Annotated in this window: 10 protein-coding genes; 8 read left to right on the top strand and 2 right to left on the bottom strand. The window is 41.5% G+C overall.

Going from position 1 to position 13738, the window contains the following annotated elements:
* Positions 1-2 precede the first annotated feature (2 nt).
* The gene (rluC, locus tag MHO82_RS08930) at positions 3-950 is read right to left on the bottom strand and encodes a 23S rRNA pseudouridine(955/2504/2580) synthase RluC (RefSeq protein ID WP_239183554.1); all 948 of its coding nucleotides are present in this window, start codon (positions 948-950) and stop codon (positions 3-5) included.
* A gap of 467 nt (positions 951-1417) precedes the next feature.
* On the opposite strand from rluC, the gene rne reads away from it, so the two are divergent.
* Together rne and MHO82_RS08920 are read left to right on the top strand one after the other, a co-directional pair.
* Positions 1418-4402 carry a ribonuclease E gene (rne, locus tag MHO82_RS08925; protein WP_239183553.1) on the top strand — a complete coding sequence of 995 codons (2985 nt, stop codon included), beginning with the start codon at positions 1418-1420 and terminating at the stop codon, positions 4400-4402.
* 188 nt (positions 4403-4590) lie between these two features.
* The gene (locus MHO82_RS08920) at positions 4591-6147 is read left to right on the top strand and encodes a SulP family inorganic anion transporter (RefSeq protein WP_239183552.1); all 1557 of its coding nucleotides are present in this window, start codon (positions 4591-4593) and stop codon (positions 6145-6147) included.
* A 74-nt stretch (positions 6148-6221) separates the two neighbouring features.
* Here the strand turns inward: MHO82_RS08920 and MHO82_RS08915 are convergent, their stop codons facing one another.
* Positions 6222-6716 carry a low molecular weight protein-tyrosine-phosphatase gene (locus MHO82_RS08915; RefSeq protein WP_239183551.1) on the bottom strand — a complete coding sequence of 165 codons (495 nt, stop codon included), beginning with the start codon at positions 6714-6716 and terminating at the stop codon, positions 6222-6224.
* Between the two features lie 487 nt (positions 6717-7203).
* Here MHO82_RS08915 and cobT point away from each other — a divergent pair, with 487 nt between their 5' ends.
* From cobT to MHO82_RS08885, 6 genes are all read left to right on the top strand, one after another.
* Positions 7204-8232, top strand: coding sequence for a nicotinate-nucleotide--dimethylbenzimidazole phosphoribosyltransferase (cobT, locus tag MHO82_RS08910; RefSeq protein ID WP_239183750.1), 1029 nt, complete (start codon positions 7204-7206; stop codon positions 8230-8232).
* The gene (locus MHO82_RS08905; protein WP_239183550.1) at positions 8229-8993 is read left to right on the top strand and encodes an adenosylcobinamide-GDP ribazoletransferase; all 765 of its coding nucleotides are present in this window, start codon (positions 8229-8231) and stop codon (positions 8991-8993) included. The genes cobT and MHO82_RS08905 overlap by 4 nt, the downstream gene beginning before the upstream one ends.
* Before the next feature lie 10 nt (positions 8994-9003).
* Positions 9004-9609, top strand: coding sequence for a cob(I)yrinic acid a,c-diamide adenosyltransferase (cobO, locus tag MHO82_RS08900; RefSeq protein WP_239183548.1), 606 nt, complete (start codon positions 9004-9006; stop codon positions 9607-9609).
* Positions 9610-9693: 84 nt separating this feature from the next.
* On the top strand, positions 9694-10617 hold the full coding sequence (locus MHO82_RS08895) for a histone deacetylase (RefSeq protein WP_239183547.1): 924 nt from the start codon (positions 9694-9696) through the stop codon (positions 10615-10617).
* A gap of 14 nt (positions 10618-10631) precedes the next feature.
* Entirely contained in the window at positions 10632-10811 is a 180-nt protein-coding gene (locus tag MHO82_RS08890; RefSeq protein ID WP_239183546.1) for a DUF2496 domain-containing protein, read from the top strand.
* A gap of 185 nt (positions 10812-10996) precedes the next feature.
* Complete coding sequence (locus MHO82_RS08885) at positions 10997-13546, top strand: ATP-binding protein (RefSeq protein ID WP_239183544.1); 2550 nt, start codon at positions 10997-10999, stop codon at positions 13544-13546.
* The last annotated feature ends 192 nt before the right edge of the window (positions 13547-13738 follow it).

Here is a 13738-nt window from a genome sequence, read left to right as displayed (position 1 = left end):
AATCAGCTCTGGTTTCTCAGCTTTTTGATTACCGACTCTAGCTGCTCTCCCATAGGCGCATCAATTGTCATCAGTTCTTCTGTACCTGGGTGCGTAAAACGAATATTCGCCGCATGCAAGAACAAACGGTTTAACCCGACCTTCCCTGTATGAGCATCAAATCGTCGATCACCATAACGATCATCCCACGCAATTGGGTGACCCGTGTATTGAGTATGAACACGAATTTGGTGAGTTCGTCCCGTGATCGGACTCGCTTGGATTAACGTTGCCTGAGAAAAACGCTCTAAAACTTTAAAACGTGTTTCGGAAGGCTTCCCTTGTGGATTAACACGAACAATGCTGTTAACTTCATTTTTCAGTAATGGCGCATTTACCACTTTACAACTTGATTTCCACTCACCCATTACCAACGCAAAATAGTATTTTTGTACGGTTTTGGTTCTAAATTGCTCTTGCAAACGACGTAGCGCCGAACGTTTTTTGGCAATCAACAGAATACCTGATGTATCTCTATCAATACGGTGCACCAGCTCTAAGTATTTCGCATCAGACCGTAACGCACGTAGACCTTCAATAGCACCAAACTTCAACCCACTACCACCGTGAACGGCTGTACCGGAAGGCTTATTGAGAATAAGCATGTGATCATCTTCATAAATGATGCACGACTCTAATTCAGCAACTTTATCCAATTTTGTACTCGGTAATGCTTCTTGATCAGACTCAGGAACTCGCACGGGTGGTACACGAACCAGGTCGCCACCTTGCAATTTATATTCAGGTTTAATACGTTTTTTATTTACACGGACTTCTCCTTTACGAAGAATACGGTAAACCATACTTTTTGGTACATTTTTTAATCGAGCACGGAGAAAGTTATCAATCCGCTGCCCTGCAAAATCATCGTCAATTTCGATGAATTGCACTTTTGGTTTGTCATCGTTCATAATTTTCATTCTACCATGGGTTTGCAGACTACTCCCCATAAATGAAGAGCTTTTACCGCTTTACTGATAAAGCAGATTGCCGCAAAAAAGTCACCCTGCTATAGTTGCACCCTGAAATAGGCTTTTAAGCTTACTTTTTGTGTATAGTGAATAAACTATCGCCAAAACGAACAAAAAACAGACAACCCGATGACTTAGACGCTGCAGTTGGCGTAAGACGTTTAAGACACTGGGCCTTTTTTACTTGTCTTACCAGTCATCTTTTTGTTGATGTATTGGAGACGCCCGCCTTAGTTTTGAGGTGGATCAGCAATTTTATTTTAGATTTTGTTGATGTGTGTGCCCTAAGCGCATCCCTGAAATTCCAGCCGTGAGGCTGCACTGTTATCAGCCTTGGGATCTGGCACCGTCAATAATAAGATTTGGCAAGCAAGTAATAACTACAATATAAAAATGAGTAATCACAAATGAAAAGAATGTTGATTAACGCAACTCAGAAGGAAGAGTTGCGCGTCGCATTAGTTGATGGCCAGCGCCTATTCGATCTAGATATCGAAAGCCCAGGCCACGAATCTAAAAAAGCAAATATTTATAAAGGACGTATCACTCGTGTCGAGCCAAGCTTGGAAGCAGCTTTTGTCGATTACGGAGCCGAACGACATGGTTTCCTACCTCTTAAAGAAATTGCTCGCGACTACTTCCCAGAAGGTTACACATACAAAGGCCGCCCAAGCATCAAAGATGTGGTAAAAGAAGGCCAAGAAGTTATCGTTCAAGTTGAAAAAGAAGAGCGTGGTAGCAAAGGTGCTGCTCTTACAACGTTTATTTCTCTGGCTGGTAGCTACTTAGTTTTAATGCCAAACAACCCTCGTGCGGGCGGTATCTCTCGCCGTATCGAAGGTGACGAACGAACTCAATTAAAAGCGGCATTAAGTACTTTAGAATTACCACAAGGTATGGGACTGATTGTTCGTACTGCTGGTGTTGGTAAATCTGCTGAAGAGCTAGAGTGGGATTTAAACGTTCTGCTTAACCACTGGAATGCGGTTAAAGAAGCTTCTGAATCAAACCCTGCTCCATTCCTAATCCACCAAGAAAGTAATGTTATTGTTCGTGCGATTCGTGATTATTTACGCCGCGATATTGGTGAGATTTTAATTGATAGCACGACTATTTTCGAACGTGCAAAAGAACACATTAAACTTATTCGTCCAGATTTTATCTCTCGTGTTAAACACTACGAAGGCGAAGTGCCACTTTTTAGCCACTACCAAATTGAGAGCCAAATTGAATCTGCATTTGAGCGTGAAGTACGCTTACCTTCTGGTGGCTCAATTGTTATTGACCCGACAGAAGCACTAACGTCTATTGATATTAACTCTGCTCGTGCAACAAAAGGCAGTGATATTGAAGAAACAGCACTGAACACAAACCTTGAAGCTGCCGACGAAATTGCTCGTCAATTGCGCCTTCGTGACTTAGGTGGTCTTGTTGTTATCGATTTCATCGACATGACGCCAATCCGTCACCAACGTGAAGTTGAAAATCGCTTACGCGAAGCTGTTCGTATGGACCGCGCTCGTGTACAAATTGGTCGAATTTCACGCTTTGGCCTATTGGAAATGTCTCGCCAGCGTTTGAGCCCTTCTCTTGCAGAAGCGAGCCACCATATTTGTCCTCGTTGTACAGGTACTGGTGTTGTTCGTGATAACGAATCTCTAGCTCTGTCTGTACTTCGTCTAATTGAAGAAGAATCACTAAAAGATAATAGCTCTCAAGTACTTGCGATTGTGCCAGTACCAATTGCTTCTTACCTTCTTAATGAGAAGCGTAAGTCTGTACAACACATTGAAAAATATCACAATGTACGTGTTACCATTGTTCCAAATTCTGACATGGAAACTCCACACTTTGAGGTGGTTCGCGTACGTGACGGTGATGAAGACAACATCCTTTCTTACTTGCTGCCTAAGAAATTAGAAGCACTAAAAGAAGCTGAAGAATCCATCACGACAGAAACAGTGAAGAGAAAACGTGAAGAGCCAGCTCTGCACGGGTTTGCAACACCAAATCAATCAGCTCCAGCTAAGAAAGAAAAGTCAGCACCAGCGAAGAAAGCTTCTGAGCCAGCATCAGAAACAGAGGCAAACACTGGTATCGTCGGCCGTATTTTCAAAGCACTTGGTACATTCTTCTTTGGTAGCTCTCAGCTAACAGAAGAACAACAGCCAGAAGAGCAGCCGAAGAAAGAAGCGAAGCAAGAGCAGACTCAGAATCGCCGTCGTAACTCAAACCGTGACCGTGATGTTCAACGTAAGAATCGCCGCAACCAATCTGGTAACGAGCGTGGTGAACGCACTGAAAAACCGGCACGAAACACAGAGAAGAAAGCGCGTCAGGAAGAGCGTCAACGCCCTGAGAAAGCGAAACAAGAGAAGCAAGAAAAACAGCAAACCAAAGCGCAACGTAAGATTGTTGAACAAGGTCAGCAATTAGCCGCTGAAGCACAACAAAATACAGAAACTGTATCTGAAAAACGTCAAGAACAAGCTCCGAAAGTAAAAGAGCGTCGTCAACGTCGTCAACTTCAGAAAAAAGTTCGTATTACACAAGCAAACCAAGAAGATACCGTTGTAGATACTCAAGTTGAAGCGAATGTAGAAGCTCCAAAAGCAGCGCAAGAAGCCAAAGAGCCAAAACAAGAGCGTCAAGAAGGTCAACGTCGCAACCGCCGTTCTCCTCGTCACCTTCGTGCAAGTGGTCAACGCCGCCGTCGTGGTCGTGACTACAAGCCAGCTGTTAACCCAGCTAAATTAAGTTCAGGCGTAGCCTCTCCTGAAATGGCAATGGGTAAAGTATGGCCTAACTTCAAACCAACAGTTAAAGCAACTTCAGTTCAAAAAGAACAAGAAGTGGCAACAACAGCTGAAGTGGCAGTAATTGAAGAAGTAGCAGTAGTAAGACCAAACGTTGGTGGTGTTGCATGCCCTGAACTAGCAATGGGTAAAGTACTTCTTCCATACACTGCTCCAGCTGAAGTAGAGAAGTTAGAAGAAGTTGCAACAGTAACACCTGCAACTGAAGAAGCGCCTATCGCAACGGAAACAGAAGACGCTCCAGTAGACACTGAAGTAACCGTAGTAGAAGCAGCAGTAACGGAAGAAGTAGTTGCAGAGCCAAAAGCTGAAACTACTACTGAAGTAAATACTGAGAAAGCTGAAAAAGAAGTAGCAACAACTCCAGTTGAAGCAGCAGAAGTGAAACCGGCTCCTGTGTATAAAGCTCATGTTACAGCACCAATGGCTAAAGCGCCTGGTACACAAAAGTTGGCCGAGATTAAAATTGTTGCAGCAGCTTTCCGCGAAGAGCGCTTCACTCCACGTCAAGCGGGTAGTTTAGTAGCAACACGTCAGGCTCAGTCACCTATGACAAAACCTGCGAGTTACTCATAACAGCATGTTTTAGATAAACATAAAATAAAAGCCATGTGAAAGCATGGCTTTTTTTATGCCGCTATAATCCAATTTTTATATTTATCGTCTATACATAAATGATTAAGTTGAAGTTAATCACAGATTTCTGTAGGATTCGCGGCTCCGCATGCCTGAAAAACAACCAAAAAAGAAGATAACTTAACCAAATGTTTGAATTCCCGAAATTTTCCAATCACTCTGTTAAAAATGACATTCTGTCAGGTTTAACGGTTGCTCTTGCACTTGTTCCAGAAGCTGTTGCTTTCGCTTTTGTGGCAGGCGTTGATCCAATGGTAGGTTTATACGCTGCCTTTATTGTTGGCCTAATCACCTCAATTTTTGGTGGCCGTCCAGGTATGATCTCTGGTGCGACAGGCGCAATGGCAGTGGTAATGGTAAGCCTTGTTGCTACTCATGGGATTCAATACCTATTTGCTGCGATTTTACTAGCCGGCCTTTTCCAAGTCGCCGCTGGTATATTCAGGCTTGGAAAATTCATTCGCATGGTTCCCCACCCTGTTATGATCGGCTTTGTTAATGGCCTTGCGATTGTTATTTTCTTAGCTCAACTTGGCCAATTTAAAACTCCAGATGCAGCAGGCAACCTAGTATGGTTAGACAATAATGCTATGATGCTAATGCTGGGGTTAGTTGCCCTTACTATGGCAATCATCCATTTCTTACCAAAACTAACTACTGCGGTACCATCATCATTGGTTGCCATCGTTAGTGTCACCGCTATCGTTCACGTGTGTGGCTTAGACACCAATACGGTTGTCGATTTCCTACGTACCATGAGTGGCGATGAAACAGCGACTCTGGCTGGTAGCCTACCGACTTTTGCGTTCCCAGAGGTACCGTTTAACCTAGAAACGCTGAGCATTATCTTGCCTTACGCTCTTATCCTTGCTGCGATTGGTTTAATTGAGTCACTACTAACTTTAACTGTTTTAGATGAAATGACGTCTACTCGTGGTCACAGTAACCGTGAGTGTGTTGGTCAAGGCATGGCAAACATTACTTGTTCAGTATTCGGAGCGATGGGTGGTTGTGCCATGATTGGTCAGTCAATGATCAACGTAAACTCAGGTGGCCGTGGTCGCTTATCCGGTATTACGGCTGCACTGGCCCTACTTGGTTTCATTTTATTTGCGTCTTCCATGATCGAAATGATCCCACTAGCGGCACTTGTTGGTGTTATGTTCATGGTCGTTATCGGTACCTTTGAATGGGCAACCTTCAAACTAGCACGCCGTGTACCAAAGCAAGATTTCTTCGTGATTGTACTGGTTACCGTAGTGACTGTACTGACCGATCTTGCCATCGCCGTAGCTGTAGGTGTTATCGTATCTGCACTTATCTTTGCATGGGAACACGCAAAACATATCTTTGCTGATGATCACATCAATGAAGAAGGCTCTAAAGTTTATGAAGTGAATGGCCCGATCTTCTTTGGTTCTGTAGCTAACTTCTTAGAACTATTCGATACACAAAATGACCCACAAGACGTCATTGTTGATTTTGCAAAATCACGTGTTGCTGATCATTCAGCAATCGAAGCGATTGATACTCTTGCTGAACGTTACTCAAGCCAAGGTAAAACATTGCACTTACGTCACCTAAGCCAAGACTGCCACGCTCTACTGCATAAAGCAGGTAGCTTAGTTGAAATCAATGTAAAAGAAGATCCAACTTACAAAGTCGCAACAAACACTTTGTACTAATCTTCACTACATTATTCCCCAACATAAAAAAGCCCAGTACAACACTGGGCTTTTTTGTATTTAAATCAAATGAGTCATTTATCTTCTTCTACACTTTCTTTCGCTAAGCTCGGCAGAGCCAAAATCTTATCACTCGCCCCTTCAATCAAATCCAGCACCAACTCAAATCCTTTTGGGCCACCGTAATAAGGATCTGGGATCTCATCATATTCAGAATCAGAAAAGCTTAAAAATAAAGCTAATTTATTCTGATGCTCTTGCGGGCAAACATCATATAAATCCGCTAAATTGGCTTTATCAGATGCCAGGATCAAATCAAATTTTTCAAAATCTCCTGCAACAACGGGGCGAGATCGGATGCCATCAAAATTATAGCCTCGCTGCTCTGCTACAGCACTCGATCGCGGGTCGGGTTTACTGCCTTTATGAAAACCAATCGTACCAGCCGAATCCACAACAATATCTAATCCTTGCTGTGCGGCCTTTGCTCTTAATACCGCCTCACCTGTGGGTGAACGACAAATATTACCCATACAAACCACAAGAATGCTTTTTTTGTGCTGCTTCATTCTACCAACCTTGGAAATTGTTTCTGATAGCCATTCATATATCCGTATCATAGCTTTACCTATCAATAAGTTGCAAAGGCAATATCACCATGTCTGCGCCATTACTACTAATTAAACATCCATTCATCCAACTCCGCAAATCTTAACCAATTACAAGATTTTATAAGCAGCAACACGAACGGCGTTCCATCTCAATTTAGTAACATTCATTCACATTTACTCCTTCTTGAGAACATTGTTGCCTGTATTTTGTCCAGATAACCGTCAGAATAGAAAAATGAGATGTTATTACTTGATGTTATAGCCTTGGTAGAGCAAAATCCTTGATTGATTTTAAATCTGCGCAACGTCAATAAAGTAAGAACAGCATACTCATGGCCGGAATAACCCATGACATGCACCTCCATGTTACTCTTGGAGAATGTCAGTTCTAATATGTATTTGGTGTCAGCACATAACAGCCTTATAAAAGTGGAACTTCATGAGTATGTTTACAATACCAGCCGTAGATAGCCGAAGAGCTGGTGAGATTCAACAGCACATTGATATTAAGACAAAACCAATAGGCTCCCTTGGCCAGCTGGAAGAGATCGCAAAACAAATTGCACTTATTCAGCAATCTGAAGTGATTACAGTAAAAAAACCAACTATGCTGGTCTTTGCTGCTGATCATGGTATTGCAGAACAAGGGGTAAGTATTGCACCGAGTGCTGTGACCACTCAGATGGTAAAGAACTTTCTTAATGGTGGTGCTGCCATTAACTGCTTCTGTCGCACTAATGGCTTAGATCTTTACATTATTGATGCAGGAATTAAAAATCCAATCGTTCACCACCCCGATCTTATCGATAAACGTATTTCTTGTGGCACTCAAGACTTTACAAAAGCCCCTGCAATGAGCCTAGAGCAAGTAGAACAATCACTTTCCAATGGAGCGAGTGTTGTTGAACGTTGCTATATCAGTGGCTCAAACCTTGTCGCTTTTGGTGAAATGGGGATCGGAAATACATCGAGTGCTTCTGCTATTGCCGCCGCTTCTCTTGGTATTCCTTCTGACGACTGTGTTGGTTTAGGCACAGGAATTACTCAAGAACAATTAGCAAAGAAAAAAGCGTTAATAGCACAAGCTCTTGAACTACATGCAGAGCAACTCACTAACCCAATGAACATTCTTGCTCATTTAGGTGGTTTTGAAATTGCTCAGATTGTTGGTGGTATGCTGCATGCAGCTCAAAACCAAATGCTGATTTTAGTGGATGGTTTTATCTCTACTGCTGCAGCGCTTATAGCAACAAAAATAAACCCGAATTGTCGTGACTATATGTTTTTCTGTCACCACTCTGAAGAATCAGGTCATAGTATCGTGTTAGAACATTTAAACGCACGCCCAATTCTTAATTTAGGCATGCGTTTAGGTGAAGGCACAGGTGCAGCACTCGCTTTACCTATTATCCGTTCCGCCTGTGACTTTTATACCAACATGTCTACCTTTGCTGATGCAGGAGTATTAGTTTGATTAAGCTTCGTCAAGAATTTGAACTCTTTTTAATTGCCCTTTCGTTTTTTACTCGTATCCCAGTGATCTGTAAAATCGATTACAGTGCAGAAAAACTTAATCAAGCTAACCGCTACTTTGGTGCTGTGGGTTTAGTCGTTGGTTTAATCTCCGCAGCCGCTTACTGCATTGCTAACCTGTTCCTACCAGATTCATTATCAGCGGGCATCGCTATCTTAATGGGTTTGTGGTTAACAGGCGGTTTCCACGAAGATGGCCTTGCTGATGTTTTTGATGGCTTTGGTGGTGCTTGGGAGCCAAAACGCAAACTTGAAATCATGAAAGATTCCAGAGTGGGAACATATGGTACGTTAGCACTTGTTACTGTGCTTGGTTTTAAGTGGTTTGCTTTACAAGAAGTCAGTCATCCTGCTATTGCTCTGATTGTGATGCACACTATCAGCCGTGTTGGTGCGGCAAGCATTATTTGTGCTCTGCCTTATGTGCAAGCAGATAAAGAAAGCAAAGTAAAACCGCTGGCGAATGTTCAAACCTTATTTGACATTAAAGTACTAAGCTTAACTGCAGCTGTTGTTCTGCTTTTATTACTGCCTTTAGGTTATGCTTTTGCCGTCTTCCTAAGTGCCTTATTAGTTCGACGCCTATGCATTATTTGGTTCAACCGTCATTTAGGCGGATACACTGGCGATTGCCTTGGTGCTGCACAACAACTGATTGAAATCACTGGCTACTTAGTGCTTGTTGCTCTTACCGTAAACTAGAGATTAACCCATGACTACCGAAACCAATAAAGAAACTCGTCATAAGGCACGTCAACAGAAAGTAAAAGAGAATGTTGATGCACGGATCGCCGCCGCACAAGAAGAAAAAGGCCTTCTGCTCATTATTACAGGTAATGGCAAAGGAAAATCAACGTCAGGTTTTGGTACTGTCGCTCGCGCAGTTGGCCACGGGTTAACCTGTGGTGTCGCTCAGTTCATTAAGGGTACTTGGGACTGCGGAGAAAGAAACCTCCTTACCCAACATGGTGTTACTTTTCATGTGATGGCCACAGGGTTCACATGGGAAACGCAAAATAAAGAAGCTGATACCGCAGCGGCTCAAGAAATCTGGCAAGAATGTAAGAAAATGCTGGCTGATGAGAGCTTAGACGTGGTTCTTTTAGATGAACTTACCTACATGGTCAGCTATGGCTACGTCGAGCTTGATGAAGTGGTTGAAGCATTAAATAATCGCCCAAGCATGCAATCTGTTGTCATTACTGGCCGAGGTGCTCACAGAACATTGATTGAAATGGCAGATACCGTGTCTGAAGTAAAAAATGTAAAGCATGCCTTCGACTCCGGAGTCAAAGCACTCAAAGGCATTGATTGGTAATCATACCCCTTATAATAACTTTCTTTAACAGGCTTATTCGTAAGCCTGTTTTTCTATCTACGATACTAGCAGAAGAAACAAAAGATGATCCCGTTAGTCTATCACCCGATCTATTCAGAATTACCATTACCAAGCGAGCACCGCTACCCTATTACGAAATATCGCCTTCTCTTTGACGCCATTCAAAAGCAATACACACAAAACCCGCAAATCAAACACAACATCTCTTTTCATCAACCAACCCCACTAACACCAGAACACATTAAAGAAATACATCATCCTGAATACGTAGATCATATCGTACAAAACACTTTGCCAGCTGCAAAAATGCGACGCATTGGTTTCCCTTGGAGTGAAGCGCTACTAGAGCGAACACTGACTTCAGCCGCTGGCACTACTCTCACTGCACAACTAGCTCTAGAGCACGGTATCGCTTTACATTTAAGTGGTGGCTATCACCATGCTCATTATGATTTTGGCAGTGGATTTTGCGTATTTAATGACTTAGCCATTGCTGCACACCACGCACTAAAACATCCAGATGTTGATACCATACTAATTATTGATTGCGACGTGCATCATGGTGATGGAACCGCCACACTATTTTCGGATCACCCCAACATCATCACGTTATCGGTCCACTGCGACAAAAACTTCCCTGCTCGAAAACCGCTGTCCAACTACGATCTACCACTAGAAAGAGGCACCAACACCATTCAATACCTAGATGCCATCATTCCTGTTATCGAAATGGCCACGCGGATTCACCAACCCGATCTGATTATTTACGACGCTGGTGTCGACATTCATGTTGATGATGAACTGGGTTACTTTAATGTCTGTAAAGAAGGGATTCTGCAAAGAGACCGTTTCATTCTAACCCACTGTCAACAGCATAATATTCCTATTGCTGCTGTTGTTGGTGGTGGCTATCATACTCAGCATGAACACCTTATCCCGTTGCACCAGCAACTTTTTGACGCTGCGTTTGACATTTTTATTAAGTAAAGAAGGTATACACTTTGGCAGACTCTTCAAAACAAAATACAGACAATGACACCCAACCATCTGGTCTAGACAGCGCTCCCGATGACATTAAGCTTGCCGTCGATCTCATCTACCTTTTAGAAAGCAGTGAGCTGCCAAAAAGCACCATTTTAAGCGCGCTAGAAATTGTAAAGAACGACTTTGAAAAAAAGTAAGAGTCGTGCATACCTCGCAAAGATCTAATATTGCGTTGAGATCAAATATTTATCCTTAAATGCAATTTCAATTTTTGACTATACTCAACATTGAAAACAAGTTTCTGTCCTTATCACACTCACTTTAGAGTCAATAAAGAGTGCGATAAGGCATTGTATAAAGCAGTTAGGGCCTTGATCACTCTATGTATAAAACGATAAAACTCCGATTTATAAGTAAGATCGTCATCGTTATTACGCTGATCCTTGCTTTATTTGGTTATTACAATTTTCTTAATGAAAAAAATCGGCTTGTGGAAGATTTGAAGCGAGACAATCAAAACACCTTGATACGTCTTCAAAATAACCTTCCTATTCACATGTGGAATTTTGACGACAAAGCCGTCAGTATTAACCTCAAATCGGAGCTTATTGAGCCTCATGTTGCCGCCATCAAAGTGAGCAGTACCGATGGTGCAGTCACCTTCTTAGGCAAACCTTACTACCAAGAACCTAATACAACGGTAGTAAAAACACTGACCGATCCCCCCTCTCCAGAGTTAACTAAAATAAGTGCCCCCATACAATATGATAACTTCGGCCAGCCTGTGGTTTTAGGGGAACTAAGCCTCTTTTACGACCCCAACTTAGCAAACGATAAAATCTTTCATGTACTATTTCAGCAAACTTTTATGCTGGTTATTCTCGATCTCATTATTGCTGTACTCATTATTGTCAGCGAATCCCAATTATTAGAAGCCAAAGAAAAAGCAGAAGCCGCTTCAAAAGCAAAAGCCAACTTCTTAGCAACCATGAGTCATGAAATTCGTACACCAATGAACGGTGTAATCGGCATGATTGATTTGTTAATGACTTCCCCTCTCAATAGTGATCAAAAATCCATGACGGGAACCATCAGGGACTCCGCATTTTCACTACTTAGCATCATTAACGACATTCTCGACTTTTCAAAAATTGAAGCCGGTAAACTCAGCTTAGAAAAAATAGAGTTCACCCCAATCTCTCTGTTTGAAGGGGTAATGGATACACTTGTACCGACTGCTGAAACGAACAATATTCATCTTAATTTATACATTGACCCCATGATCCCTCAAAAGGTACAAGGGGATCCTGTCAGGCTACGGCAGGTTTTGTTCAACCTTATTGGCAATGCCATTAAATTCTCAAAAAGTAAAGAAAAGCAAGGGGTTGTTTGTGTTTCCATCCGTAATAAACAAACACAAACCGACAGTATCTTATTGGAGATCAGCATTAAAGATAACGGCATTGGTATTGCCAAAGACAAACAAGACGATCTGTTCCAACCTTTTACTCAAGCAGAGTCCTCAACCACCCGTAAGTTTGGTGGTACCGGGCTCGGTCTTGCCATTTCACAAAACCTCATTCATTTAATGGGTGGTCATGTTTCAGTAGAAAGTGAAGTCGGTAAAGGCGCTGATTTTAAAATAGAAATAGAACTTAAAGTCACCGATCACCATTACATTGATTTTAATACCTCAACTCAAACGGTTAAGTTTATAAACTTAATACAAGACCCTAAAAAACAAACAATTATCACCAGCTATATCAATGCCTTTAAAAATCAAAAAGTTGAACCTAGTTCTTTATCTGAAATAAAACAAACTACACATACTATTGAACCAACCGTTGTGATTTATGATCACAAACAGCCCATTAATTCTATTTTAATAAATGAAGGGATATCTGAAGATATAATTAATCAATTAAAGTTAATTTGCCTAAACAGAGACCAAAAAGAAATAGAACACTATTCCCCTACCCATTTAGCATTAGGTTCATCCCCAATTAAAATAACCAATTTTGTCTATGCTTTCAGAGTATTAATGGGGTTAGAAAGCCCTATTAACTTAAATTATGAAGAAAGTATCGATGAAGTAAATAATGAACACTTAAAAGATGAACTTATTTTAGTTGCTGAAGATAACCCAGTAAATCAAGATGTTGTAAAACGTCAGCTACAAAAATTAGGCTATCAATGCCACATTGCTAACGATGGTATCGAAGCTGAAATGCTGTACCGCCAGCATATGTTTTCATTGGTTTTACTCGATTGCCACATGCCAAACCGCGATGGCTATACAACGGCTCCAATTCTACGAGCCATTCAAAAAAATGAAGATCGCGAAGTCCCTATTATTGCTTTCACTGCTAATGCACTCGTCGGAGAAGCCGATAAATGCTTAGAAGTTGGAATGGATGATCACCTCCCTAAACCCGCAGAACTACTGAAATTAAAAGCCATGCTGGCAAAATGGCTGCCACACTCACATACACAACCACATACAGAAGTACCCCCTGAAGAAACAGTAAGCACACCTACAGAAAATATCCCTAAAACATCCGAGACTGACAGTTATTTAGATAACTCCGTCATTACCAATTACTTCTTAGACGATAAAGAAGAATATCTTTATGCACTCAGCGACTATATCGAGCTTGTGCTGCCCGAAATGAAAATATTAGCTGAGTATAAAAACGGAGATTACGATAAAGAAGAAGCCATGAAGCTCGCCCATAAGCTGAAGTCTTCATCAAGAACCGTTGGAGCTATGCAACTTGGTGATTTTTGCGAAGCCATTGAAAAAGGAGCGCATCTAGATAATGAAGGATTTATAGACATCTTTATTCAATTGTCTCTTGAACTTGAGCAAAAAGAAGAAAGTATCTTATTAACAGCTGAACAAATAAAAGCCGAATTAAATGAGACCAGCTAGTTACAAATTAACACGAAATATATAAAAGACTTTATTGAAAAGAATATTTTATGACCTACACATTCTTCTAGAATGTGATCTATTCATAATTTTTATATTTTTTCTTTTTTCATCCTCTTTACGCAATCCCATGTAATAAAAAGACAATTCTATATTCCCAAACCAAATACAGACCAACATACCAATAACACC

Source organism: Vibrio sp. Of7-15, from assembly GCF_022347565.1.
Taxonomy (GTDB): domain Bacteria; phylum Pseudomonadota; class Gammaproteobacteria; order Enterobacterales; family Vibrionaceae; genus NORP241.
Note: the sequence above shows the minus strand (reverse complement) of the source record. Positions and strands in the feature narration are given on the sequence as shown.

Excerpts from the sequence above, each read along its gene's own strand:
- MHO82_RS08920 (WP_239183552.1), top strand. The coding sequence starts at position 4,591 with ATGTTTGAATTCCCGAAATTTTCCAATCACTCTGTTAAAAATGACATT.
- rne (WP_239183553.1), top strand. The coding sequence starts at position 1,418 with ATGAAAAGAATGTTGATTAACGCAACTCAGAAGGAAGAGTTGCGCGTC.
- MHO82_RS08895 (WP_239183547.1), top strand. The coding sequence starts at position 9,694 with ATGATCCCGTTAGTCTATCACCCGATCTATTCAGAATTACCATTACCA.
- cobO (WP_239183548.1), top strand. The coding sequence starts at position 9,004 with ATGACTACCGAAACCAATAAAGAAACTCGTCATAAGGCACGTCAACAG.
- cobT (WP_239183750.1), top strand. The coding sequence starts at position 7,204 with ATGTTTACAATACCAGCCGTAGATAGCCGAAGAGCTGGTGAGATTCAA.
- MHO82_RS08915 (WP_239183551.1), bottom strand. The coding sequence starts at position 6,716 with ATGAAGCAGCACAAAAAAAGCATTCTTGTGGTTTGTATGGGTAATATT.
- MHO82_RS08885 (WP_239183544.1), top strand. The coding sequence starts at position 10,997 with ATGTATAAAACGATAAAACTCCGATTTATAAGTAAGATCGTCATCGTT.
- rluC (WP_239183554.1), bottom strand. The coding sequence starts at position 950 with ATGAACGATGACAAACCAAAAGTGCAATTCATCGAAATTGACGATGAT.